This window comes from Microbacterium sp. 13-71-7, assembly GCF_002257455.1.
Lineage (GTDB): Bacteria > Actinomycetota > Actinomycetes > Actinomycetales > Microbacteriaceae > Microbacterium.
In genome coordinates this window covers 11,782-35,487 of sequence record NZ_NCKN01000007.1, presented here as the reverse complement: position 1 = coordinate 35,487, position 23,706 = coordinate 11,782, and the positions used below count along the sequence as shown (strand labels likewise).

Below are 23,706 nucleotides of genomic sequence, written 5' to 3'. Positions count from 1 at the left end.
CAGCCCACGCACCGAAACCGACCCCGACCATGATGACTGTCGCGCAGGCCGCGCCGAAGTACCTCGAGATCGTGTGCCCAGGGAACGCGGCGGCCTACGAACTGACATTCGCGTTCGACTCGACCCAGACGGCTCGGATCAGGTCGGCAGCTGCTCATGCGGCGCAGGTCGCGGCCCGCGAGGCTGGCGCGCTCACCTCCGCCAACGCCCGGTGGCCCGAAGCCGTGCGGAGTGATCTGACCACGCTCGAGCTCAGGGTCTACGGCGCCTACTACCGCCGCATCGCGGCGACTGACACGATCGCCGAGATGATCGCGTTGAAGCTGCCGATCGACACGGCCGGTGGCCCCGCGGCCGCTGAGGCACGCATCACACTTCACCTTCCCGTGATTGACCCTGCGACATCTTGTGACTCCACGCCGCTAGTTGTGCGACCTACGCCGCAACCTTCAGGTCGGGGGGCGAGCGTCGGCGTCGATCTTCCGTGAAAAGCTCGCACGACTAGCGGCAGAAAGACGAGGGCGAACACCTGCAGCGCCTTCGTGAGCTAGTTGACGAAAGGCCACAGTCGCGAACGCCGTCCATGTCAGCGACCAGTAGTTGCCCCTGTCAGTGCATCATGATGCTTCCTCGGTGTTGGTGTAGAGATCACACGGGCGGACGACGAGGACGGGTGAGTGCGCGTGCCGCACGCATGCGGCGCTGACCGATCCCAGCAGCAGGCCGACGAATCCGCCGTGGCCGCGGTTGCCGACGACGAGCATCTGGCAGCTCTTGCTCATCTCGATCAGTGTCGCGGCCGGCGTGCCTCCGGCAACGGTGCGGATCAGGCGTGTCGGCGGGGCGTCGCTGAAGGCCCTGTCGATGGTCTTAGCCAGGGTGTCGTCTGCGACGATTTCAGGAGTCCACTCGATCACGAGTTCCGCTCCCGTGATCGATGAGTAGTACCAGGTGGTCACGACCTCGAGAGGTGCGTCGAGCACGTCCGCGAGCCGGGCGGCATAGCGCAGAGCGGCGACGGAGGAGGCTGATCCGTCGACGCCGACGATGATCCGGTTGCTGTCGATGCTGTCCATGCGGTCGAGGTTCCTCCGCGGGTTCGGCCGGGACTGGGACGAAAGTCACGCGGACCTGGTCGGGCGGCTCAGCTGGCGTCCTCGACGTCGAAGTCGAAGACGAGTCGAGCCGGTACGGAACCATCGAGCACTTCCTGCATCGACGCGGCCACCGTGGACAGGTCCCGTGTCTGTGCGACGACGGTTGTGCGACCGAGGGCGTGCAGCCGGAAGACCTCGGCGAGATCTTCGCGTGTGCCGACGATGGATCCGATGATCTCGATGCCGTTCAGCACCGTATCGAATACGGGGAACGTCAAAGTGCCGTCCTTCGGCAGCGAGACGAGCACCAGCCGTCCGCCCCGAGCGAGAGCACGATAGGACTGGTCGAACACGGCGGGAGCGACGGCGAGCACGATACAGGCGTCCGCACCGCCGAGCGCCCTGATCGCCTCGACCGGATCCGTCTTCGCAGCGTTGACGACGTGGTCTGCGCCGAGCATCGTGGCGAGTTCGAGTTTCTCATCGCTCACGTCGACGGCGATGACCTCCGCTCCGACGAGGCGCGCGTACTGGATCGCGAGGTGCCCGAGGCCGCCGATCCCGAAGACGGCGACGCGCTCGGACGGCGTCACACGGGCGGCCTTGATCGCGGCGTAGGTCGTGACCCCGGCGCAGGTCAGCGGTGCGGCATCGAGCGACGTGACGGAGTCTGGGACAGGCACGGCGAAGCGGGCGTCGATCACCGCATATTCTGCGTGCGCTCCGTTCACCGCGTAACCGGTGTTCTTTTGGGCCAGGCAGAGGTTCTCACGCCCGGTCACGCAGTACCGGCAGGAGCCGCATGCGGATCCGAGCCACGCCAGTGCGACGCGCGTCCCGGCAGCAGGAGCGGTGGCTCCCGGACCGAGGCCGTCCACGCGGCCGATGCCCTCGTGTCCCGGGATGAAGGGCAGCGGTGGCTTCACCGGCCAGTCGCCGCGCGCGGCATGGATGTCGGTGTGGCAGAGACCGCTCATCTCGATGCGCACGAGCACCTGCCCAGTGCCCGGGACAGGCACGGGCACGTCCTGCACCGTGATGGGCTCGGTGAACGATGAGACGACCGCGGCGCGCATCGTCGCGGACGGAGCCTCGGAGTCTGCCGGTGCGGTGTCCAGAGCCTCCGGCGCCACCGTGACCGGGCTCGTCGCTTCGGTGGCGTTAGGGGCGGTGGAAACGGCAGGAGAGACCGAGGACATGGACGCGGGCTCGTCGGACGCCCTGCGGCGGAGTGTGTCCAGCTCGACCGCTTCTCCCAGATGCGGCACTCGAACGCTCCAGCCGAGTTCGCGACGGATCCGACCACGCAGGGTGTCGGATGAGCCTGGCTCGCCGTGGGTGAGGAACACCTGCGCGGGTGCCTGCGGGGCGGTGCGCATCCAGTCGAGGATCTGTCTGGCGTCGGCATGTGCGGAGAGCATCTCCAGCGAGTGGACCTCGGCGAGAATCGGCACATCCTGTCCGTAGATCCGCAGGGTGCGCTCGCCGCGCTGCAGTGCGTCTCCGCGTGTGCCCCCGGCTTGGAACCCTGTCAGCACGATCGCGTTGCGCGGGTCCGGCGCGTAGGAGGCGAGGTGATGCAGGATCCGTCCGCCTTCGAGCATTCCACTCGCGGAGATGATGATCGCCGGACCTCCGCGGGTGTTGAGCGCCTTGGACTCCTCGATGCTGCGCACCAGCGTCACATCTTTGTACATGCGCTGGAACTCGTCGGCGGAGATGCGGTGTTCCTCGGGGTGGCGGGCGTACATCTCGGCGCCGCTCACCGCCATCGGGCTGTTCAGGAACAGTGGTACGTCAGGGATCCTGCCGGCGGCGCGCAGACGGCTGAGGTGCAGCAGCAGCGTCTCTGCCCGGCCGATCGCGAAGGCCGGCAGCAGCACGACGCCACCGCGCCGGCACACCCTGGTGATGATGTCGGCGAGCGCGGCCTCCGGGTCCTCGGCGGGGTGGGCGCGGTCTCCGTAGGTCGATTCGGAGACGAGCACATCCGTCGCTTCGAGGTCGCGGGGTGCGCACATCAGCGGGTCGTCGGCGCGGCCCAGATCGCCGGTGAAGTGCACGCGGGTGCCGTCCACGTCGAGGCGCACCTGTGCAGCACCCAGGATGTGTCCGGCGGGTGCGAACGAGACCCCGATGTCGCCGACCTCGAAGCCGACGTCGAACGGGTGCGGCTCGAAGCGATCGAGTGCCGCCATGGCGTCGCGTTCCGTGTACAGCGGCCGTGGGTGCGCATGCTTCGAGCTATGTCGACGCTCGGCGTAGTTTGCCTGTTCCTCCTGGAGACGGCCGCTGTCCGGCAGCACCAGTGTGCTGAGCTCGGCTGTTCCGACGGTGGTGTGGATGGCTCCCCGGAACCCGTCCCGTACGAGCGCAGGCAGGTAACCGGTGTGGTCGAGGTGCGCGTGCGTGACGACGACGGCGTCGATGCTCGCTGGTTCCACGGGGAAGCGCGCCCAGTTCCGTTCGCGCAGGATCTTGTAGCCCTGGAAGAGCCCGCAGTCGACAAGGATTCTGTTCTTGCCCGTCTCGACCAGGTAACGGGATCCTGTGACGGTGTCGGTTGCTCCGAGGAAGGTCAGTGTTGCGCTCATAGAGGTCACACAACACGCGCCGCGACGCGCGGGGAGGGACCTTTGTCACGTGAGTCGGGTACGCCGCCGGGCCGGTGATCGTGCTCATCCCTGGAGGGGGGCGCTCCAGAGGACGCGGGTGCCGCCCTCTGGTCGACGCCCGATGGCGTATTCACCGTCACGTCGGGCCGCGCGGGCGGCGAGGTTGGCGGTGCCGCTTGGCGTCAGTTTCGCAGGCAGACCGACGCCGTCGTCCTCGATCGTGACCATCACCTCGGTGTCCGAGAGCCGGACGTCTACGAGCGCGGACGATGCCTGTGCATGTCGGGTGACGTTCGCGAGTGACTCGCGCACAACCGCGACGAGGTCGTCGGCGAGGTCGCCGGTGACGACCAGGTCCACTGGTCCGGTGAAGGAGATCCTTGGGCGCGGATCGTAGTCGGAGATGATCGCGAGCAGACGGCGCCGAAGACCGCTGGTCGCGCTGTCGTGTGCGCGAAGGGCGAAGATCGCCGTGCGGATGTCTGAGATCGCGCCGTCGAGTTCTTCGATGTGGCGATCGAGATCGGTGGCGACTGTTGGATGCGCTGACGCCAGCCCTTGCAGTCCGAGCGCTGTGGCGAACAGGCGCTGGATCACGTGGTCGTGGAGGTCGCGGGCGATGCGGCCGCGGTCCTCGACGATGTCGAGGATCTGGCGTTGCTCGCGGGCGCGCGCCAGCGAGATGGCAATCCCCGCCTGCGAAGCGAAGTCCGTGATCGTGAGCAGTTCCGTGCGCGTGAACGTGCTTCCCCTGCGTGACACGCACAGGGCGCCGGCAGTGTCGCCGGCGGTGATGAGCGGCACTGCCACGGTGAAGCCGAACGGGCGCAGCACGACGTCGACGGGATCGGGGAGACGGCCGACGACCGGTCGGCCTTCGGCGATCGCGATGGCGGCGATCGAATCGGCCGCCGGGTAGCGAGCGCCCTCCAAATCCCTGGCGCCCACCCCGCGAGCGACGTTGATACGGAGCCTGTCGTCCTCGTCAGGAACGATGATCGTGACGAGATCGGTGGGGATGATCGAGGCCACCCGGTCCGCCACGATGCCCAGGGCGTCCACTGAATCGGGCGACAGCAGGGCCGCGGTGATCTCGGAGATCGCGGTGCCGAGACGTTCGCGCCGTCGCGTCTCCGCGTAGAGACGGGCGTTCTCGATCGCCACCCCGGCCGTGGTCGCGAGCGCCTCGATGATCTCCTGGTCCTCGTGCGAGAAGGTCGGCTTGTCGGAGTCTGTCAGGTAGAGATTGCCGAAGGTCTGGTCCCGCACGCGGATCGGTACGCCCAGGAACGCATCCATGGGCGGATGATGCTCTGGGAAGCCGACCGAGCGCGGATCATCGGCGATGCGCGGAATCCGGATCGTCTCGCCGGCATCGATCACGGCGCCGAGCAGCCCGTGCCCTCGGGGAGGAGCACCGATCTCCTCGACGATCTCGGGGGAGATGCCCTGGTGGATGAAGCGCTCGAGCAGACCGTCCTCGTCGATCACTCCGAGCGCCCCGTAGCGAGCACCGACGAGCTCGATGGCCGCATTGACGATGCGCCGCAGCACTGTGTCGAGGTCCAGATCCTCGCTCACGGCACGTGTGGCGCTGAGAAGGCTGCGCAGACGTCCCTGAGCCGTAAGGACCTGCTGGGCGCGGGCCATCAGCTCCGCGATGTTCTTCTCGAGCTCCAGCCGAGGAAGATCGGGGAACGTGAGCGGATCGTCGTCCATGGCACCTCTGTCCCTGGCCCTTGGCAGTCCCTGACCCTTGGCAGTCTAGAGTCAGCGCAGGACCTTCGCCCCGTGGTTCGCTACGCCTGGGGGCATGATGAACAGAACGGGAGGGAGATCTCATGAGCACTGTCTTCCTCGTCGACGATCACGAGATCGTTCGCCAGGGGCTCGCCGGAGTGATCAACGGGCAGCCGGATCTGGCGGTGATCGGTGAGGCCGCCACCACGCGTGACGCACTGGCACGGATCGCAGCGACGCGCCCGGACGTCGCAGTGCTCGACGTCCGGCTCCCGGACGGGAACGGTATCGACCTGTGCCGGCAGATCCGTCAGGACCATCCTGAGGTGCAGTGCCTCATCCTCACGGCCTACGACGACGATGACGCGATGTTCGCCGCCGTCGTCGTCGCCGGCGCCGCCGGGTACCTGCTGAAGAGCGTCCGCGCCGCGGAGCTGCTTAAGGCCATCCGCGAAGTCGCGGCGGGCAAGCGACTGCTGCATCCGAGTGCGGAACGCAATGCGATGCAGCGGATGCGCGAAGCGCCCGGTGAGGATCCTCGGTTCGGATCGTTGGGGTTGCGCGAGCGGCAGATCCTGGCGCTCATCGCCGACGGGCTCACGAACCGGCAGATCGGCGAACGGCTGGGCCTGGCGGAGAAGACGGTGAAGAACTACGTCTCGGGTTTACTCAGCAAGCTTGGGCTCGACCACCGTACGCAGGCCGCGGTCTTCGAGATCGAGCGAGGTCGGACCCGCGGCGCCTGACCGCGGGTCCGACCGTCGATCGCGGTCAGCTCTCGGTGCGCTCGGCGTTCTCGTCGTGCCGCTCGTGCCGCTCGTGCCGCACGATGAGAACGGGGCAATGCGCGTGCGTTGAACAGGTCGAGCTCACCGAGCCGAGAAGAAGTCCCGTGAAGCCTCCGCGTCCGCGGCTGCCGAGTACGAGCATCTCGGCGTCGCGGCTCTCCTTGATGAGCACGGACGCAGGGGGTCCTGCCACGACCGCGGCGGACAGCTCGGCGGGGGGATCCCCGGCGAACACGTTCCCGATGGCCGCATTGAGGATGTCCGCCGCGTCTTCGTCCGGGATCCAGCCCGGCGTCGGGCAAAGGTCGATGAGAGCGGGGTAGTCCCACGTCGTGATCGCTCGCAGCGGCGCTCCGAGTGCTGCCGCAATCTTCGCGGCGTAGCGGAGGGCGTCGAGCGAGGAGTCGGAGCCGTCGACGCCGACGAGGACGGGAGCTTTCTCAGTCGTGTTCATGACGTTCATCTTTTGACGTGGGCGTCGCAGTGGTTGGGACGAAAGTCACTTGTATGGAGGGCATGAGGGCGACAGTGTGGAGCCGGAGGCGGCGCGGTGCGCCGTGGGAAGACAGTGAGAGGACCCGGTTGTGACCACGAGCGACACGCACACGAAGACCGCCGCGCCGACCACGGGCGGCGACGTCCCCGAGGTGGATCTGGAGAGCATCGACGCGTGGTGGCGCGCGGCGAACTACCTCAGTGCCGGCCAGATCTATCTGCTCGACGACCCGCTGCTGCACCGGCCCCTGACGCCGGAGGACGTCAAGCCCCGCCTGCTCGGACACTGGGGCACGACGCCGGGGCTCAACTTCCTCTACGCCCACCTGAACCGGGTGATCCGCGACCGGGCGCTGAGCTCGATCTTCGTGACCGGCCCCGGCCACGGAGGACCGGGGATGGTGGCGAACGCCTATCTGGACGGCACGTACTCCGAGGTCTACCCGCGGATCTCGCGGGACGAGGACGGGGTGCGCGCCCTGTTCCGCCAGTTCTCGTTCCCCGGGGGGATCCCGAGCCATGTCGCCCCGGAGACGCCGGGTTCCATCCATGAGGGCGGCGAGCTGGGCTACTCGCTGAGCCATGCCTTCGGCGCCGCGTTCGACAACCCCGACCTGGTCGTCACGTGCGTGGTCGGCGACGGCGAGGCCGAGACGGGACCCGCGGCGACGGGATGGCACTCGAACAAGTTCCTGGATCCCGTGCAGGACGGCACGGTCCTGCCGATCCTGCATCTGAACGGCTACAAGATCGCGAACCCCACGGTGCTCGCCCGCATCCCGGAGCGCCGCCTGGTCGAGCTCTTCCGCGGGTACGGCTACGCGCCGCACATCTTCACCGGAGGGTTCGACGACGAGGATCCGCGGAGCATCCATCGGCGGTTCGCGGCCCTTCTCGAGGAGGTGTTCGACGAGATCGCGCGCATCCGCGCCGATGCGGCGGAAGGCCGGGACCGCTCGGACGATCCCGTGACGGCGACGCCGGAGTGGCCCATGATCATCCTGCGCACGCCCAAGGGATGGACCGGCCCGCACAAGGTCGACGGCGTGCTCGTGGAGGGCACCTACCGCGCGCATCAGGTGCCGCTCGCGAACGCCAGGGACACGCCGGAGCACCTCCGGATCCTCGAGGACTGGATGCGTCGCTACCGCCCCGAGGAGCTCTTCGACGCCCAGGGCGCTCCCGTCGAGCTCATCGGCCGGATCGCGCCGGAGGGGGAGCGGCGGATGAGCGCCAACCCGGTCGCGAACGGCGGGCTGCTGCGGACGCCCCTGTCGCTGCCCGACTTCCGCGACTACGCGGTCGACGTGCCGGCGCCGGGCTCGACGACCGCCGAGGCCACGAGGGTGCTCGGCACCTGGCTCGCCGAGGTGATCAGGCGGAACCCGACGACGTTCCGGATCTTCGGCCCCGACGAGACCGCGTCGAACCGGCTCGCCCCACCGGTCTACGAGGCCACGGACAAGCAGTGGGTCGCGCAGATCCTGCCCTCGGACGACCACCTGGCCCGGGTCGGCCGGGTCATGGAGATGCTCAGCGAGCATCAGTGCCAGGGGTGGCTCGAGGGCTATCTCCTCACCGGACGCCACGGCCTGTTCACCTGCTACGAGGCGTTCATCCACATCGTCGACTCGATGTTCAATCAGCACGCGAAGTGGCTCAAGGTCACACGGGAGATCCCCTGGCGGCGTCCGATCTCCAGCCTGAACTACCTGCTCACGAGTCACGTCTGGCGGCAGGACCACAACGGATTCAGCCATCAGGACCCGGGATTCATCGACCACGTCGTGAACAAGAGCGCGGAGGTGGTGCGGGTCTACCTCCCCTTCGACGCGAACACGCTGCTGTCCACCTACGACCACTGCCTGCGGTCGGTGGACTACGTCAACGTCGTGGTGGCGGGGAAGCAGCCGGCTGCGAACTGGCTCACGATGGACGAGGCCGTGAACCATTGCACGCGCGGACTCGGGATCCTGGAATGGGCGGGCACCGAGGTCGCGGGAGAGGATCCGGATGTCGTGCTCGCCGCCGCGGGCGACATCCCCACCCTCGAGGTCCTCGCCGCCGCCCAGATCCTGCGGAATGCGCTGCCGGAGCTGCGCGTGCGCGTGGTCAACGTGGTGGACCTGATGCGCCTGCAGTCGGAGAGCGAGCATCCGCACGGGCTGCCTGACCGGGAGTACGACGCGATCTTCACGGCGGACCGGCCGGTGATCTTCGCCTATCACGGCTACCCGTGGCTCATCCACCGGCTCGCGTACCGACGGCACGGGCATGACGACCTGCACGTGCGCGGGTACAAGGAGAACGGCACGACCACCACGCCGTTCGACATGGTCATGCTCAACGACCTCGACCGCTACCAGCTCGCGATCGATGCGATCGACCGCGTGCCGGGGCTCGCCCAGCGCTGCGCGGGGCTGCGTCAGGACCTGCAGGACGCGCGGCTGCGCGCCCGCGCCTACACGCGCGAACACGGCGAGGACATCCCCGAGGTGGCCGAGTGGAGCTGGAGCCGTGTCCGCTGAGCGGGCCACGGACGCGATGACGAGAGCCGCGGGCGAGGGCGCAGGGGCAGTGCGGCCGGCCCAGACCGGCTCCCTTGCCTCGCCGAGCGCGGTGCGCCGATGCGCCGTCGAGGGCGTCGCGCAGGTGCTGGCCGAGTGCGGATCGATCGAAAGCGGGCTGAGCCCGGACGATGCCCGCGAGCGGCTCTCGCGGCAGGGCCCGAATGCGATCCGCAGCCGACGAGCCCGTCCTTGGCGCGTGCTGGGCAGGCAGCTGCGGAGTCCGATCGTGCTGATGCTGTTCGGGACGGCGATCGTCGCGGGTTTCGTCGGCGATGCCACGGATGCCGTGGTCATCGGGGCGATCCTGCTGCTCAGCGTCGGCCTCGGCTTCGTCAACGAGTTCCGTGCCGAGCGGGCCGCGGACGCGATGCACGATCGGCTGCGCCACACGGCGATTGTGCACCGGGCCGGCGAGGCTCAGCGCGTGGATGTGACGGAGCTCGTGGTCGGGGATGTGGTGGCGCTCTCGGTGGGAACCGTCGTGCCGGCGGACCTGCGCCTGTTGCACTCCGAGGGACTCGAATGCGATGAGAGCATCCTCACCGGTGAGGCGCTGGCGGCGGTCAAGAGTACGACTCCCGTGCCCGCGGGCATGGGAGTCGGCGACCTCACCTGCTGTGCGCTCATGGGCACGGTCGTGCACGCGGGCACCGGGACAGGAGTGGTCGTGGCGGCCGGCGCCGATGCCGAATTCGGGCGGATCGCCGCCGGGCTCGCCGCGCGGGAGCCGCAGACCGAGTTCCAACGCGGTCTCGGACGTTTCTCGACTTTCCTGCTGCTCGTGGCGATCGTGCTCACCGCGACGATCTTCGTCATCGCGGTGGCGCTGGGCAGACCGCTGATCCAGTCGCTGCTGTTCTCCCTCGCCATCGCGGTCGGGATCACGCCGCAGCTTCTGCCGGCGGTCGTCAGCACGAGCCTCGCGGCGGGGTCGAGGGCGATGGCTCGCCGCCGTGTCCTCGTCAAGCGCATGGTGTGCATCGAGGACCTGGGAGATCTCGATCTTCTCGTCACAGACAAGACCGGGACGTTGACGACGGGGGAGATCTCCTTCGAACGCGGGGTCCCTGTCGAGGGCGATGCGGATGCGCCCCTGGTCGAGTGGGGCCTGCTCGCTTCCGATGCGGATCTGCACGCGCTCTCCACGGTCGGGCTCAATGCGCTCGATGCCGCACTCCTGGCGGGCCTGCGCGACGGCGCCGACCTCGACGCGTGGCGCCGTCTCGACGCGATCCCCTTCGATCACGAACGCCGCACGACGACCGTGCTCGTCCAGCGCGAGGGCCTGAGCCCGATGGTGATCGTCAAGGGAGCGGCGGAATCGGTCCTTCCGCGCTGTGTATCGGTGCCGGCGACCGCGACCACGGCTCTGGACGAGTTGTATCGCGAAGGGTTCCGAGTGGTCGCTGTCGCCCACGGCGCGGCGCCGGGAGCCCACGTCCTGGCACCGGGGATCGATGCGAGGCTCGCGCTGGGCGGCTTCCTCGTCTTCTCCGATGCCATCAAGCCAGGTGCCCGCGCCTCTCTGCAGCGGCTCGCGGAACTCGGCGTCGCAGTCAAGGTCTGCACCGGCGACAGTGCGGTAGTCGCAGCCCGCACCGGAGGCGACCTGGGCATGGATGTGACGGCGGTGCTCACCGGCGAGGCAGTCGATGCGCTGGACGACACCGAGCTCATCGGTGCGGCCGAGCGGACCACGATCTTCGCCAGGGTCTCGCCCGAGCAGAAGGCGCGAATTGTGCGGGCGCTGCGGCATCGCGGCCGTGCGGTGGGATTCCTCGGTGACGGTGTGAACGACGCCCTCGCGCTGCACGGCGCCGACATCGGTATCTCGGTGGACTCTGCCGTCGATGTCGCCAAAGACGCGGCGGACGTCCTGCTGCTCGACAAAGACCTCGATGTGCTGGCTGACGGGGTGACCGAGGGCCGGCGCATCTTCGCCAACACGATCAAGTACGTGATGATGGGCACGTCCAGCAACTTCGGCAACATGTTCAGCGCATCCGCCGCCTCGATCTTCCTGCCCTTCCTGCCGATGCTCCCCGGCCAGATCCTGCTGAACAATCTGCTCTACGACGCCAGCCAGCTCGTGATACCCGCCGACCGGGTGGATCCCGAGCAGTTGCGAGCGCCATCGCACTGGGACATCGGCGCCGTTCGCCGGTTCATGCTGTTGTTCGGGCCGATCTCGTCGCTCTTCGACTTCGCGACTTTCGGACTCATGCTGTTTGTCTTCCACGCGGGCGCGCCCGAGTTCCGCTCCGGCTGGTTCATCGAGTCCATCGCGACCCAGACGCTCATCGTCTTCGCGATCCGCACCCGCAGGGTGCCGTTCACACGGAGCCGTCCGGCTCCGCTGCTGGTCGTCACGGTGCTCGCCGCGATCGCCGTCGGAGCCTGGCTGCCCTACTCGCCCGCGAATGGGCTGCTGGGATTCACACCGCTGCCGGCGCCGTTCTTCCTCGCGCTCGTCGCGATGCTGATCATCTACCTGGTGCTCGTCGAACTCGCCAAACTCTGGTACTTCCGGCGGATGAGCGCACATCCTGCCGCCGCTGTGACGCCCCGGCCCGGTGCGCGGAGCGTCCTTCGTCGCGCGGCGCGCTTCACCGCACCCTCCGGCCGTCCGAGGCGTGCGCACGGCTGACCATGTCCGCCAGCGCGACGGGACCTTAGGCCCGGTCCGGAGCCGCCGAGCCGGGGATCATCGGGCCATGGACACCGAAGAGGGCAGGGAGCCGACACGCGCGCTCACCGAAAGCGAATGCTGGGAGCGGATCCACGCGGCCCCGTACGGGCGCATCGCCGTCGCCGCGGCGGACGAGATCGACGTCTTCCCGATCAACCACGGCGTACTCGACGGGATGATCGTGTTCCGGACCTCCGCAGGCACGAAACTGCTCAAGTTGACCATACGGCAGCGTGTCGTCTTCGAGATCGACGGGACCGACGGACCCGAAGCGTTCAGCGTGATGGTGAAGGGCGTCGCCGAGGAGTTCGACCGGGACGCGGACACGCTCGACGCCGAGAAGACCGGGGTCACACCGTGGGCGCCGGAGCCGAAAGACCGGTGGGTGCGTATCCACCCGACATCCGTGTCAGGACGCGCCTTCCGCCGGCGCATGTAGCGTCACCGGATCGAGACTCTTGATAGTTCTTGAGACCCCGGCCGAGAGAACATGATTGCCCTCTCCGACGGATCCTCCACCGCGTGGTCGAGCTTGACACCGGTTCGAGCCAGGTGTGTCGCCCAGACGGGGCGAAGCGAATTCGACGGCGACGGACGCCCTTTACCCGATTCTTCATCTCGCATTGGCCTGCTGACGATGCGCCCAGCAGGCCGCCTTCAGCGGCGAGGGGAAGAAAGCCGCACGCCGTCGCTTCATATGGCGGTGAGGATCCGGGCCCCGGCGTCTCGAGGGGATTGCGGTGTCCCGGCGGACTGGTCGTCCTCGTGCGAAGGTCTTGCATACCAGTATTCCTCGATCCAGGATGGGGGCCACAGGCCTGACCGTAAGGAACATCATGGCTACCGAGGCGTCTCGCGCACGCAGCCGTCGCAGAGTCCTTGCTGTGCTCGCGGCCGTCACCACCGCGTCATTCCTGACACTGCTGACGTGGCCGCACGAAGAGACGACGGACGCATCGTTCACTGACGGTGAGTTCGCAGCGAGCGGCACGCTGACCGCGCTCACGGTTCCTGCCCCGGTCAGTTCGCAGACGCCGGGGTGCGTGCTCGATCCCGGACTGCTCGGCGCGAACCCCGTCCTGACGATCTCGTGGCGCGTACCGGCGGGGGTGACCGGATACAGCTCAAGCAACGCGCAGTACGGCAGCACGAACCAGGGCTTGCTGACGCCCATCACCGGCCCGCTCCTGAGCAATGTGACCACAACCGGTACGACCACGGCGTACACGACCGTGATGAACGGCGGCCTGCTCTCGGGCCTCCTCGGCAATTCGATGAGCTTCGGGATCCGTTTCGTTGGTCCCGGTGGATGGACCTCGAGCTGGCTCGTGGCGACAGCCTCGGCCGGAGTGCTCGGCGCCAACCCTCAATGCACGGTGAGCACTGCACCAAGCCCTTGAGTAGTCGTAAGTCGACGCCGCGGCCTGTTCCGGCCGGGAGAACATTCTCGCCCTGTTTGATGGATCCTCCACAGGGGTCGCGTCCACGATCGAGCAGCACGTCGTCGACCAAAAGGTCAACAATGCTCGCACCGTCGACCGTGACGATCTGACAGTAAGAAACGGCTCGCTTCGGCGGGCCGTTTCGCTTTTCCCGGTCGGCGCTAGCTCTTGGCGCAGCCCGCGACGTAGGAGTCGTAGTCGCCGGCCTTGGCCGAGCGGATGATGCTCGTCGTCGCCGACGCCTTCGGGATCACGCCCACGACGTATCCCTCGCCAGAGTCGGACGCGCAGGCGACCAGCACCGACCACCCCGCGGGGTCCTTCCCGTCGTTGTACGCGGCCGGCTGGTCGATGACGTTCGGGGTGATGTCGATGATGATGAAAGGCCCCCCGAGGCTGTCCTGGGTCTGCTCCAGGTCCTTGCCGACGAGCTGGCCCGGAGGGGGTGTCGTGGGTGCGCAGCCCGCAGTGACGAGTGCTGCGAGAACGACGAGGGCCGCTCCGTACAGGCGTTGCGCCCTTGCCATCCCGACCTCGCTTCTCGAATGAGATCCACCCTCTCGGCCGTGAAGTTCCCCTGTCAAGGCTCCTGAGTCGCCGCGATCGCCTCTATCACTGCGACGAAACCGGTCGGATCCTCCTGGAAGGGCGCGTGCCCGGTGGGGACGCGCACGATCTCGGCGCCGGCGCGGGTCGCGAGCAGCTCCTGGAACGGCGGCGGGACGAGCACGTCGTTCTCGGTGAGCACGTACGTCGCCGGCTTGCGCTTCCACGCGACGCGGCTCGCCTCGCCCTGGAGCGACGCGAGCGACTGCGGGCGGAACAGTTCGGCCAGCTGCTCTGCGGCCTCGGGCGGGGTTCCCGGTGGGAAGTCGGCGCTCACCATCGCGATGCGCGCCGCGCGATCCGGCCCGAGGAAGACCTGGCCGCCCTCGACGTGCCAGAGCTCGGGAAGCGCACCGCCGAGGGAGCTCTGCACGCTCTCGCCGGCATCGAGGGCGAAGGCGGCCACGTAGACGAGGTGCTGCACCGCGGGATGATCGCCCGCCTGCGTGATCGGCACGCCCCCGTACGAGTGACCCACGAGGATCACGGGGCCGGGCATCGCATCGAGCGCGGCGGTGACCGCGGCGGCGTCGGCGTCCATCCCGGCGGTCGATCCCGTCGAGGGCAGGTCGAGGGCTTCCGCCTCCCAGCCCCCCTCGCGCAGCAGGGCGATGGCGTCGGCGAATTCCCAGGCGCCCACCCAGGCGCCGTGGACGAGCAGGATGCGGGGGCGATCGGTCATGCGCAAAAGCCTGTGCCCCGGCCATGGCCGCCGCCATCCGTAGGATTGCCGAATCCGCGCCCGGCGGAGTCGGATCCGCGCATCGGGCTCGCCGGACCGGCGGCGGCCGTGATCTCAGCGGAAGGTGGCGTCGAGCGCCGCGCGCAGATCCGCGAGCAGGTCGTCCGTGTCCTCCAGCCCGACCGACAGGCGCAGGTGGCCCAGCCTGCGGAAAGGCTCGGGGTACGTGGACACGCGCCCGCCCTCGGTCCCCGTGTGCACGATGAGGGAGTCGTCGTGGCCGAGCGAGAAGCCCGAGGTGATCAGGCGCAGGTTGGCGACGAAGCGGTTCTGCGTGTCTGGGTCGCCGTCGACGGCGAAGGCGATCATCCCGCCGAACGCGCCGTCGAACTGGCGGGCCGCGAGCTCGTGCTGCGGATGCGAGGGGAGCCCAGGGTAGTACACGTAGGCGACGCGCGGGTCATCGGCGAGCAGCTCGGCGATCGCCTGCGCCGACGCGAGATGCTGACGCATCCGCAGCGGCAGGGTGACGGATCCGCGCTGGATCTGCCAGGCGTTGAACGGCGAGATGATCCCGCCGACGTCGACCATCGCGTCCGCCTTGATCGGCTCGATGAGCTCGTGCCGGCCGATGACGGCCCCGCCCATGGCGTCGCCGTGCCCGTTGATGAACTTGGTCAGGGAGTGGACGACCAGATCCGCGCCGTCGCGGAGGGGGCGGTAGAAGGGCGGGGGCGTGTAGGTGGAGTCGACCATGAGGATGGCGCCCGCATCGTGCACGATGTCGGCGATCGCCGCGACGTCGGTCACCTGCGTCGTCGGGTTCGCCATCGCCTCGACGCACACGAGGCGGGTGTTCGGCCGCATCGCCGCCCGCACGGCGTCGTGGTCGGTGATGTCGACGAACGTCGCCTCGATGCCGTACCGCTGCGGCAGCAGCTCGGTCCACAGGCGCCAGGTCGCCTCGTAGGTCACATCGCTGACGACCACATGGTCTCCCACGCGGACGTGCGTGAAGAACACGGCGTGCAGCGCCGCGACCCCTGATGCCAGCGCGACGGCGTCCTCTCCGCCTTCGAGCGCCGCGAGCTTCTCCTGCAGCGCCTGCTGGTTGACACCCGTGTTGCGCGTGTAGAGGCCGGGCGCCGTCGCCGACCAGCTGATGTCGCTCGGATCCTCCGGCAGGAGGTAGGAGTTGGCCATCACGAGCGGCGTTCGCAGGGCCTTGGTCGAGTCGACGTGGATGCCCGCGTGGACGGCGAGGCTCGCGTCGGACAGGGTTGCGGGGCGGGTGCGGTCTGGACGATCCGTCATGGGGTCCTCCTGGGTCTGGGCGATGAGCGTGGTCATCGCATCGGCATTACGCTAACGTGTGATATCAACATCTGCAATTGTCTATATTGCACATGAACGAAGTAGGTGAAGCGTGGATGGGACGGATCACCGCATCTTGGCGGAGCTGACGGCGGATGCCCGCGTCGCCCTGGTGGAGCTCGCGGGCCGGGTGCATCTGTCGCGCAACGCCGTGAAGCAGCGGATCGAGCGCATGGAGCGCGACGGCGTGATCGCGGGGTACACCGTGGTGCGCGGTGCGGCGGCGGCGCGACGGGTGACCGCGATCGTGATGGTCTACCGCGCGGATCGCATGCGCGGTGCGCATGTCGTGACGGCGCTCGAGCGGATCCCGGAGGTGGTGCGCTGCGACATCCTCTCCGGGGAGTTCGACCTCTTCGTCACCGTGCGGGCGGACACCATGGACCGGATCGGCGAGATCTGGGAGATGATCGCCGCCCTGCCCGGGGTCGAGAACACGGTCACGGCGCTCTCGCTCACGCGCGTCATCGACAGGCCCTGATCGGCGCCGGACCGGCCGGCGCCGATCGCGGGTCAGGTGCTGATGGCCACCACCTTGGGCTGGGTCAGCTCCTCATAGGCGAACCGCACGCCTTCGCGGCCCATGCTGCCGTGCTTCGCGCCGCCGAACGGCATGCTGTCGACGCGGTAGTCCGAGGAGTCGTTGATCATCACGCCACCCGCCTCGATCTGCTCGGAGACCCTGAGCGCCCGGGTGAGATCCGCCGTGAAGACCCCGGCATGCAGGGCATAGTCGGTCTCGTTCGCCAGGGCGATCGCCTCCTCCTCCGTGTCGAAGGGAGCGAGCGCCACGACCGGGGCGAACGCCTCGTCCTGCCACAGTGCGCAGGAGTACGGCACGGTGTCGAGGACGGTCGGCCAGTACACCGAGCCCTCACGGCGGTGCCCGGCGAGCACGCGTGCTCCGACGGCGACGGCGTCGTCGACGAGGCGCTGCGCGCGCTCGGCGGCGTCCGCCGAGATCATCGGGCCGACGTCGGTGCGCTCGTCCGCGGGGTCGCCGGCGATGAGCTCCCTCGTGCGGGCGACGAACGCGTCGCGGAAGCGCTCGTGCACCTCGCGCTGCACCAGGATCCGCTGCGCTCCCACGCAGTTCTGACCGGCGGCCCAGAAGGCGCCGGAGACGCAGGCCTCGACCGCCGCCGGGATGTCGGCGTCCGCGAACACCAGGACGGGGGCGTTGCCGCCGAGCTCCATCGCGAGCCGCTTCAGCCCCGCGCTGCGCGCGATGGCCTCACCGGTCGCGAACCCGCCGGTGAACGAGATCAGGCGGACGTCGTGCGCGGCCACGAGAGCCTGCGCGACCGCGGGCTCGCCGTGGACCGTCGTGATGACCTCGGCGGGCAGTCCGGCTTCCACGAGAAGGGCGACGAGGAACTCCGCGGTGAGCGGGGCGAGCGGGGAGGGCTTCAGGATGATCGCGTCCCCGGCGGCCACCGCCGGGCCGAGCTTGTGCGCGACGAGGTTGAGCGGGTCGTTGTAGGGCGTGATCGCGACGATGACGCCGAGCGGCTCCCTGGTGAACCAGCCGCGGCGCTTCTCGGATCCCTCGAAGGCGTCGAAGGGGATCACCTCGCCCGCGTGCGAGCGCGCGGTCTCGGCGGAGAGGGACAGCGTCGTCACCGCACGGCGCACCTCCTTGCGCGCCTGCCGGATGGTCTTGCCGGCCTCGCCCACGATGAGCGAGGCCGCCTCGTCCGCCCGTTCGCGCAGCAGACCCGCCGCGCGGTCGAGGATCTCGTGCCGGGCGAAGCGCGAGAGCGTGCGCGAGATCGCGAAGCCGGCGCGCGCCCGCTGCAGGATCCCCGCCACGTCGTCGGGCGTGCTCTGGCGGACGGAGCCGATCGTGCGGCCGTCGAACGGGCTGCGCACGGCCAGCGCCGCCGGCTCCGCCACGTCGAGGGGTTCCATGATGACGGGCGCGCTCATCGGCTCGCCTCGGCGAGGGCGCGCTGGTGCGCGTCGATCGCGATGATGTCGGAGAGGAGCGCGTACGCCGTCTCCATCCGACCGGCGCCGGGGCCCGAGACGGTGACGGCGCCGAGCAGGTCCGTGTCGAAGGACACGGCGTTCATGGGCCCCGAGATGCCGGCCAACGGATGCGTCGAGGGCAGCGCGACGGGCTCGACCGTGGCGACGATCTCGCCCGCGTCGTCGCGGCGGGCGGTGCCGATCAGCTTCCACCGGCGGCCGTCGGCGGCCGCTGCGACGATGTCCTCCTGGGTGATGCCGGAGATCCCGCGCCGCTCGACGTCGGCCGTCGTGATGTTCGCGCCGAGGATCTCGTTGGCGAGGATGACGACCTTCAGCAGCACGTCGGATCCTTCGATGTCGGCCGTCGGATCCGCCTCCGCGTAGCCGAGCGACTGGGCCTCCGCGACGGCGTCCGCGAGCGTCATGCCGGACTCCATCTGCCCGAGCACATAGTTGCTCGTGCCGTTCAGGATCCCCTGCACGGCCGAGATCCGGAGGCCAGGCAGCGCGTCGGAGGCGAAGCGGAGCACGGGCGTGCCGCTCATCACGGAGCCCTCGTACTCGAAGCGCACGCCCCGCGCGTCCGCGATGCGGTTGAGCTCGGTGCCCGCGAGCGCGACCGGGCCCTTGTTGGTCGTCGTGACGCTCTTGCCGCTCTCCAGGGCTGCGCGCACGTGCGACACCGCCGGCTCGCCGTCCACCGGGTTGGTGAAGGTCGCCTCCACGACGATGTCGGCCGTGGTGCTGCGGATCACGTAGTCGTTCTGCGGCACGGCGACGCCTCCCGGGAGGCCCGCGAAGGTCGCGTCATCGGCCATCCGGAACACGGCGCCGAGGTCGATGCCCTCGGACTGCATGAGCGAGCCCAGGCGCAGATCGGTGATCGCGACGACGCGCAGTGCGAAGCCGAGCTCGGCCGCGAGCTCCTCTCCGCGAACGTGGATGATCTCGGCGAGGGCGCGGTTCACGCCGCCGAAGCCGATGAGGGCGAGGTCATGACGATTCACGTCGTGCTCCTTCGATGCTCGGAAGGGATGGGCAGGTCGCGATCCATCCTGAGCGGGCCGGGTGTCGGTGCGCGCCTGCCCGATCGTCCGAGCGCACTGCCGTTGTGCCCGCCGCGATGACGTTTCGCCCGAAATGGCGCTCAGGGGCGGACGGGCTCCGCGAACGGTTGTGCGGGCGGACTCCTCGCGGTAATGTCCGGAAACACTGCGTGCGACATCGGCACATTGATGTGGTGATATAGCACGCAGATGTTCGTCTCACCCCCACACCCTTCGAATGCGAGACATCATGAGCCCACTTCCCGGGGAGAAGGCGCTGCCCAACGCCATGCCCCACACCACCGCCACCCAGGTGCCGCTGCGACGACTGCAGCGCTCCATGGACGCGCGACACCTGATCATGATCGCCCTGGGCGGCGTGATCGGATCCGGGCTGTTCCTCAGCTCCGGCTACACGATCAGCCAGGCGGGTCCGCTCGGCGCCATCATCGCGTACCTCATCGGCGCGCTCGTCGTCTACCTGGTGATGGCGTGCCTCGGCGAGCTCGCGACCGCGTACCCGGTCTCCGGCGCGTTCCACATCTACGCCGCGCGCTCGATCGGCCCCGCCACGGGGTTCACCACGGCCTGGCTGTACTGGCTGTGCTGGGTGGTGGCGCTCGGATCCGAGTTCACCGCCGCCGGGATCCTCATGCAGCGCTGGTTCCCCGGCGTGCAGGTTTGGGTCTGGTGCCTCATCTTCGCCGCCGTGCTGTTCTCCATCAATGCGATCTCGGCGCGCGTCTTCGGCGAGACCGAGTTCTGGTTCTCGCTCATCAAGGTCGTCGCGATCGTCGCGCTGATCGTGCTCGGCGGGGCGGCGATCTTCGGCTTCACCCCGCTTTCGGACACGCACCCCGGCGCCGTGCTGTTCAGCAACTTCGCGACCCCGCACGGGCTCTTCCCCGGCGGCGTCGGCGGAGTCCTGATGACCTCGCTCGCCGTCTTCTACGCGTTCAGCGGATCCGAGCTGATCGGGGTGGCCGCCGGCGAGACGAAGGATCCGGGCAAGAACATCCCGCGCGCGCTGAAGTCCACGGTGCTGCGACTGCTGGTCCTTTTCGTGGGGTCGATCACGGTCATCGCCGCGATCCTGCCCTATGACAAGGCGAGCGTCACCAGCAGTCCGTTCGTGGACGTCTTCGCGTACGCCGGCGTGCCTTTCGCGCCGGACATCATGAACTTCGTCATCATCACGGCCCTGCTCTCCGCCGGCAACAGCGGCCTGTTCTCCTGCGCGCGGATGCTGTTCTCGCTCGCGGAGGAGGGACACGCCCCGCGGTCGTTCACGCGGCTCACCCGGCGCGGGATCCCGATCGTGGCACTGAGCGTCAGCATGGCGCTCGGCCTCGTCTCGCTGCTGTCCAGCGTCATCGCGGCGGAGACCGTGTACCTCGCGCTGGTCTCGATCGCGGGCTTCGCGGTCGTCGCGGTGTGGATGTCGATCGTGGCGTCGCAGTTCTTCCACCGGCGCGCCTTCCTCCGCCGCGGCGGCGACCTGTCGACGCTGCCCTACCGGACGCCGCTCTTCCCCATCCTCCCGATCGTGGCCTTCGTGCTGCTGCTCATCTCGGTGATCGCGATCGCGTTCGATCCCAACCAGATCGCGGCGCTGTACTTCGGCATCCCCTTCGTCGGCCTCTGCTACCTGTTCTTCTGGTGGCGCTACGGGCGTCGCGGGGCGAAGGCGGCGGTCGTGGTCTCGGAGGAGGCTCCGGTCGAGGTCGGCGAGGATCCTGCCGCCGAGGAGCCGCTCGCAGGCCACCGGCGATGACCCTCGGGCCGGGATGGATCGAGGTCGACCTCGACGCGATCGCGCACAACGTCGAGGTCGTCCGGAAGGCGATCGGCTCCGCGACGCCGCTGTGCGGTGTGGTGAAGGCCGACGCCTACGGGCACGGCGTCGACCTCGTCCTCCCGGTCCTCATGAACGCGGGCGTCACCGCGATCGGCGTCACCTCGAACGAGGAGGCGAGCCGCGCCCGCGGGCTCGGATTCCGGGGTCGCATCATGCGGCTGCGCACGGCGCTTCGCGATGAGATCGAGGACGCCGTGTCAGCGGGCGTCGAGGAGTGGGCGGGCGGCCTCGCGCACGCGCGGGAGATCGATGCGGCCGCGCGCGCCACGGGGAGGAGGATCCCCGTGCACGTCTCCCTGAACTCGACCGGACTCAGCCGTGACGGCGTCGAGCTCGGCGGCGGGCGCGGCAGGGCGGAGCTCGCCGGGATCGGTGAGCTCGCCGGGCTGCAGCCGATCGGCGTCTGCTCCCACTTCCCCTGCGAGGACGAGGCGGACGTCGCCGCAGGAGCCGAGGTGTTCCGTGCGCAGTCCGCCGAGGCCGTCGGCCTGCTCGGCGGGGCGCCCGACCTCGAGCGGCATTGCGCGACCTCCTATGCGGCGCTCACGGTCGCGTCGTCGAGGTTCGACCTCGTGCGCGTGGGAGCGGCGCTCTACGGGGACACGGCCGCTCCGGTGTCAGGGCTCCGTCCGGCGCTGCGGCTGGTCTCCCGGATCGCCGCGATCAACACCTACCCCGCCGGCAGCACGGTCGGTTACGACCGCACCCACCGGATCGCGGACGCGGCGCGTCTCGCCGTCGTCCCGCTCGGATATGCGGACGGCTTCCACCGGGTGCTCGGAGGGCGCGCCCATGCGCTGGTGCGGGGGCAGCGGGTCCCCGTCGTCGACAGGCTCGCCATGAACTCCCTGGTGCTCGACGTCACCGCTGTTCCCGAAGCGCGGATCGCAGACGAGGTCGTCCTGGCGGGCGAACAGGACGGCGGCGCGATCCTCGCACGGGACCTCGAGGAGGCATCGGGGCAGATCGCCGCGGACCTGTACACCGCGTGGGGTCGCCTCCTCCCGCGGCGCGCACGGGCGGAGCGGGAGGCGACATGATCGCGGAGGCGCCGGATAGGCTGGCCGGACCCGGATCCGGAGCCGCCGCATCCGGAGAACGGCGCAGCAACCGGGGAGGCAGGATGTCGGCTCCCTCATCGCTGTCGCAGGGCCTGGCGCTGCTCGGATCGGCCGTCGCGCGCGAGCAGGCCGGACGATCCGGGTACAACGCCTCCCGTCTCGCCGACGCCACGGGGATCGAACGCAGCCGCGTCTCGCGCCTCACCCAGGAGCTGCGCGCGCTGCGGTTCCTGCAGCGCGACGAGGATGCCGTCCTCCGCGCCGGCGACGCCTACTTCGGCATCGCGGCCGCCCTCGACGCCCCGTGGCTGAAGGGCGCGCGGCAGGAGCTGCGGACGCTGGCGTCGACGCTGCGGATGACCGCACGGATCTGCGCCGCGGACGGCGCGGCGGCGCTCGTGCTGCGCGCCGAGACGGGCGTCGGCGCGACCGACCTGTCCACCCGGTACGGGGCGGTCACCCGATCTGGTGCACCGGCGCCGGCCGTGCGCTGCTCTGGGACCACCCCCGGGATGAGCTCGCCCGGCTGCTCCAGGACGTCCAGTTCGTCGGCGTCGGAGGACCCGCGGCGGCACGCACGATCGGTGAGGTGCACGCTCTCCTCGAACGCGACAGGACCGCCGGGGTGATCTCCGCCGTCGACGAGTACGCGGAAGGCGTCGTCGAGTTCGCGCTCCCGGTGTTCGGGCGCTCGGGGATCGTGGCGTCGATCGCGGTCAGTGGCGCCCCTCAGAGCTCTCGCCGAACGCGTGCGGCGCTGACGGCGCTGCGCGAGGTCGGCGACCGGCTCAGCGCCGCCGCGAGCGGTCAGTGAGCCCGGTGCGGGTCCCGGCGCCCGCCGGGTGCTCCGAGTGCGGCCGAAAGCGCCTCCGCCGCCGCGACGCAGGCCGCCGCGAGCTCCGTCGTGCGCGGGTGCAGCGTCTGGCGCTCGCCGACGATCTGGACGGCGGCCGCAGTCTCGCCCCGGAAGTCCCACACCGGGGCCGACACCGAGTAGAGGCCGGGCTCGGCCTCCTGATCCACGATCGCGTATCCGCGCTCCCTGGCCGTGTGCAGGCGGGCGAGGAAGTCCTCCGCCGACGCGGGCGCGTTCGGGCCGGTGCTGGTGAACGAGGTGCGGGCGAACACCGTGCGCACCTCGTCGTCGCTCGCGTCCCACAGCACGGCCTGGCCGGCGTCGCTGCAGAACGCCGGATAGGCGCGGCCGATCCAGGACCCGATCATGCGCGATCCCGCCGGGATGCTCTCCACGATCGTCAGCGTGCTGTCGCCCTGCAGGATGCCGAGGAAGCACGCCTCGCCGACCGACGTGGCGAGCTCGTCGAGCACCTCAAGGCCCGTGGTGCGCATGCGTCGGTCGGTCAGATCCTGCGCGGCCGCGTACCAGCCCCAGCTGAGGCGGTAGCGGTGGTCCTCTCCGCGCACCACGAGACCCTGGTCGGCGAGCGCGGACAGCGTCCGGGAGACCTGCGAGCGCTCGCGACCGAGCGTCTGCGCGACGTCCTGGACCGTGGCGCCGGCGGGGGAGTCGGACAGGAGCTCGGCGAGCGCGGAGAGGACGTCGAAGCCGCGGCCCATGCTGGTCCTGACCTGGGCGAGATCTTCGGCGGTCGGCATGGCACGAGCGTACTCGACCGCCGTATCCGGTCTCACGCGGATCCCAGCCGGG

At 69.4% G+C, this 23,706-nt stretch carries 19 protein-coding genes and 3 pseudogenes; 11 read left to right on the top strand and 11 right to left on the bottom strand.

What is annotated here, in order from left to right; translation table 11 throughout:
- Positions 1-488 (top strand): hypothetical protein (locus B7X32_RS01510; RefSeq protein WP_292714978.1); only part of this gene is annotated, 488 nt, incomplete at its 5' end.
- 129 nt (positions 489-617) lie between these two features.
- On the opposite strand, the gene B7X32_RS01505 is transcribed toward B7X32_RS01510, so the two are convergent.
- The 4 genes and pseudogenes from B7X32_RS01505 to B7X32_RS01490 all read right to left on the bottom strand — a co-directional run bounded on the left by B7X32_RS01505 (position 618) and on the right by B7X32_RS01490 (position 5,431).
- The gene (locus B7X32_RS01505) at positions 618-1,076 is read right to left on the bottom strand and encodes a universal stress protein (RefSeq protein WP_292714975.1); all 459 of its coding nucleotides are present in this window, start codon (positions 1,074-1,076) and stop codon (positions 618-620) included.
- A gap of 68 nt (positions 1,077-1,144) precedes the next feature.
- Positions 1,145-2,086, bottom strand: a pseudogene (locus B7X32_RS01500) (zinc-dependent alcohol dehydrogenase); the annotation flags it as partial.
- Between the two features lie 261 nt (positions 2,087-2,347).
- A pseudogene (locus tag B7X32_RS01495) lies at positions 2,348-3,691 on the bottom strand (MBL fold metallo-hydrolase); the annotation flags it as partial.
- An 84-nt stretch (positions 3,692-3,775) separates the two neighbouring features.
- The gene (locus B7X32_RS01490; RefSeq protein WP_292714972.1) at positions 3,776-5,431 is read right to left on the bottom strand and encodes a GAF domain-containing protein; all 1,656 of its coding nucleotides are present in this window, start codon (positions 5,429-5,431) and stop codon (positions 3,776-3,778) included.
- A gap of 122 nt (positions 5,432-5,553) precedes the next feature.
- Between B7X32_RS01490 and B7X32_RS01485 the strand changes: the two genes are divergently transcribed.
- Positions 5,554-6,198, top strand: a complete 645-nt coding sequence (locus B7X32_RS01485; protein WP_292714970.1) for a response regulator transcription factor — start codon at positions 5,554-5,556, stop codon at positions 6,196-6,198.
- Positions 6,199-6,223: 25 nt separating this feature from the next.
- On the opposite strand, the gene B7X32_RS01480 is transcribed toward B7X32_RS01485, so the two are convergent.
- The gene (locus tag B7X32_RS01480) at positions 6,224-6,694 is read right to left on the bottom strand and encodes a universal stress protein (RefSeq protein WP_292714968.1); all 471 of its coding nucleotides are present in this window, start codon (positions 6,692-6,694) and stop codon (positions 6,224-6,226) included.
- Between the two features lie 193 nt (positions 6,695-6,887).
- On the opposite strand from B7X32_RS01480, the gene B7X32_RS01475 reads away from it, so the two are divergent.
- The 4 genes from B7X32_RS01475 (at position 6,888) to B7X32_RS01460 (ending at position 13,394) form a co-directional block, all read left to right on the top strand.
- Positions 6,888-9,263, top strand: coding sequence for a phosphoketolase (locus tag B7X32_RS01475; protein WP_292714990.1), 2,376 nt, complete (start codon positions 6,888-6,890; stop codon positions 9,261-9,263).
- Positions 9,253-11,952 (top strand): magnesium-translocating P-type ATPase, encoded by a 2,700-nt coding sequence (gene mgtA / locus B7X32_RS01470; RefSeq protein WP_292714966.1) that lies wholly within the window; start codon positions 9,253-9,255, stop codon positions 11,950-11,952. Before B7X32_RS01475 ends, mgtA begins: the two co-directional genes overlap by 11 nt.
- 67 nt (positions 11,953-12,019) lie before the next feature.
- A complete protein-coding gene (locus tag B7X32_RS01465; RefSeq protein WP_292714964.1) occupies positions 12,020-12,433 on the top strand; it encodes a pyridoxamine 5'-phosphate oxidase family protein in 414 nt (137 codons plus the stop codon).
- Positions 12,434-12,878: 445 nt separating this feature from the next.
- The gene (locus B7X32_RS01460) at positions 12,879-13,394 is read left to right on the top strand and encodes a hypothetical protein (protein WP_292714962.1); all 516 of its coding nucleotides are present in this window, start codon (positions 12,879-12,881) and stop codon (positions 13,392-13,394) included.
- 203 nt (positions 13,395-13,597) lie between these two features.
- On the opposite strand, the gene B7X32_RS01455 is transcribed toward B7X32_RS01460, so the two are convergent.
- From B7X32_RS01455 to B7X32_RS01445, 3 genes are all read right to left on the bottom strand, one after another.
- The gene (locus B7X32_RS01455) at positions 13,598-13,963 is read right to left on the bottom strand and encodes a hypothetical protein (RefSeq protein WP_292714960.1); all 366 of its coding nucleotides are present in this window, start codon (positions 13,961-13,963) and stop codon (positions 13,598-13,600) included.
- Positions 13,964-14,016: 53 nt separating this feature from the next.
- The gene (locus tag B7X32_RS01450) at positions 14,017-14,724 is read right to left on the bottom strand and encodes an alpha/beta hydrolase (protein WP_292714958.1); all 708 of its coding nucleotides are present in this window, start codon (positions 14,722-14,724) and stop codon (positions 14,017-14,019) included.
- 114 nt (positions 14,725-14,838) lie between these two features.
- Positions 14,839-16,074, bottom strand: coding sequence for an aminotransferase class I/II-fold pyridoxal phosphate-dependent enzyme (locus B7X32_RS01445; RefSeq protein ID WP_292714957.1), 1,236 nt, complete (start codon positions 16,072-16,074; stop codon positions 14,839-14,841).
- A gap of 76 nt (positions 16,075-16,150) precedes the next feature.
- On the opposite strand from B7X32_RS01445, the gene B7X32_RS01440 reads away from it, so the two are divergent.
- Positions 16,151-16,579 (top strand): Lrp/AsnC family transcriptional regulator, encoded by a 429-nt coding sequence (locus B7X32_RS01440; protein WP_292714955.1) that lies wholly within the window; start codon positions 16,151-16,153, stop codon positions 16,577-16,579.
- A gap of 32 nt (positions 16,580-16,611) precedes the next feature.
- Here B7X32_RS01440 and B7X32_RS01435 read toward each other — a convergent pair whose 3' ends face one another.
- Together B7X32_RS01435 and B7X32_RS01430 are read right to left on the bottom strand one after the other, a co-directional pair.
- The gene (locus tag B7X32_RS01435) at positions 16,612-18,027 is read right to left on the bottom strand and encodes an aldehyde dehydrogenase family protein (protein WP_292714953.1); all 1,416 of its coding nucleotides are present in this window, start codon (positions 18,025-18,027) and stop codon (positions 16,612-16,614) included.
- Positions 18,024-19,079 carry a homoserine dehydrogenase gene (locus tag B7X32_RS01430; protein WP_292714951.1) on the bottom strand — a complete coding sequence of 352 codons (1,056 nt, stop codon included), beginning with the start codon at positions 19,077-19,079 and terminating at the stop codon, positions 18,024-18,026. The genes B7X32_RS01435 and B7X32_RS01430 overlap by 4 nt, the downstream gene beginning before the upstream one ends.
- 328 nt (positions 19,080-19,407) lie before the next feature.
- Between B7X32_RS01430 and B7X32_RS01425 the strand changes: the two genes are divergently transcribed.
- From B7X32_RS01425 to B7X32_RS01410, 4 genes and pseudogenes are all read left to right on the top strand, one after another.
- Positions 19,408-20,892 carry an amino acid permease gene (locus tag B7X32_RS01425; protein ID WP_292714987.1) on the top strand — a complete coding sequence of 495 codons (1,485 nt, stop codon included), beginning with the start codon at positions 19,408-19,410 and terminating at the stop codon, positions 20,890-20,892.
- Positions 20,889-22,016 (top strand): alanine racemase, encoded by a 1,128-nt coding sequence (alr, locus tag B7X32_RS01420; RefSeq protein ID WP_292714949.1) that lies wholly within the window; start codon positions 20,889-20,891, stop codon positions 22,014-22,016. The genes B7X32_RS01425 and alr overlap by 4 nt, the downstream gene beginning before the upstream one ends.
- Positions 22,013-22,270 (top strand): annotated as a pseudogene (locus B7X32_RS01415) (hypothetical protein); the annotation flags it as partial. The gene alr and the pseudogene B7X32_RS01415, both read left to right, overlap by 4 nt.
- Before the next feature lie 71 nt (positions 22,271-22,341).
- Positions 22,342-22,851 (top strand): IclR family transcriptional regulator C-terminal domain-containing protein, encoded by a 510-nt coding sequence (locus B7X32_RS01410; protein ID WP_292714984.1) that lies wholly within the window; start codon positions 22,342-22,344, stop codon positions 22,849-22,851.
- On the opposite strand, the gene B7X32_RS01405 is transcribed toward B7X32_RS01410, so the two are convergent.
- Positions 22,845-23,654 (bottom strand): IclR family transcriptional regulator, encoded by an 810-nt coding sequence (locus B7X32_RS01405; RefSeq protein WP_292714947.1) that lies wholly within the window; start codon positions 23,652-23,654, stop codon positions 22,845-22,847. The two genes, B7X32_RS01410 and B7X32_RS01405, sit on opposite strands and share 7 nt — an antisense overlap.
- Between the last annotated feature and the right edge of the window lie 52 nt (positions 23,655-23,706).

Coding starts and splice junctions, on each gene's coding strand:
- B7X32_RS01505 (WP_292714975.1), bottom strand. CDS start 1,076: ATGGACAGCATCGACAGCAACCGGATCATCGTCGGCGTCGACGGATCA.
- B7X32_RS01490 (WP_292714972.1), bottom strand. CDS start 5,431: ATGGACGACGATCCGCTCACGTTCCCCGATCTTCCTCGGCTGGAGCTC.
- B7X32_RS01485 (WP_292714970.1), top strand. CDS start 5,554: ATGAGCACTGTCTTCCTCGTCGACGATCACGAGATCGTTCGCCAGGGG.
- B7X32_RS01480 (WP_292714968.1), bottom strand. CDS start 6,694: ATGAACACGACTGAGAAAGCTCCCGTCCTCGTCGGCGTCGACGGCTCC.
- B7X32_RS01465 (WP_292714964.1), top strand. CDS start 12,020: ATGGACACCGAAGAGGGCAGGGAGCCGACACGCGCGCTCACCGAAAGC.
- B7X32_RS01455 (WP_292714960.1), bottom strand. CDS start 13,963: ATGGCAAGGGCGCAACGCCTGTACGGAGCGGCCCTCGTCGTTCTCGCA.
- B7X32_RS01450 (WP_292714958.1), bottom strand. CDS start 14,724: ATGACCGATCGCCCCCGCATCCTGCTCGTCCACGGCGCCTGGGTGGGC.
- B7X32_RS01445 (WP_292714957.1), bottom strand. CDS start 16,074: ATGACCACGCTCATCGCCCAGACCCAGGAGGACCCCATGACGGATCGT.
- B7X32_RS01435 (WP_292714953.1), bottom strand. CDS start 18,027: ATGAGCGCGCCCGTCATCATGGAACCCCTCGACGTGGCGGAGCCGGCG.
- B7X32_RS01425 (WP_292714987.1), top strand. CDS start 19,408: ATGCCCCACACCACCGCCACCCAGGTGCCGCTGCGACGACTGCAGCGC.
- alr (WP_292714949.1), top strand. CDS start 20,889: ATGACCCTCGGGCCGGGATGGATCGAGGTCGACCTCGACGCGATCGCG.
- B7X32_RS01405 (WP_292714947.1), bottom strand. CDS start 23,654: ATGCCGACCGCCGAAGATCTCGCCCAGGTCAGGACCAGCATGGGCCGC.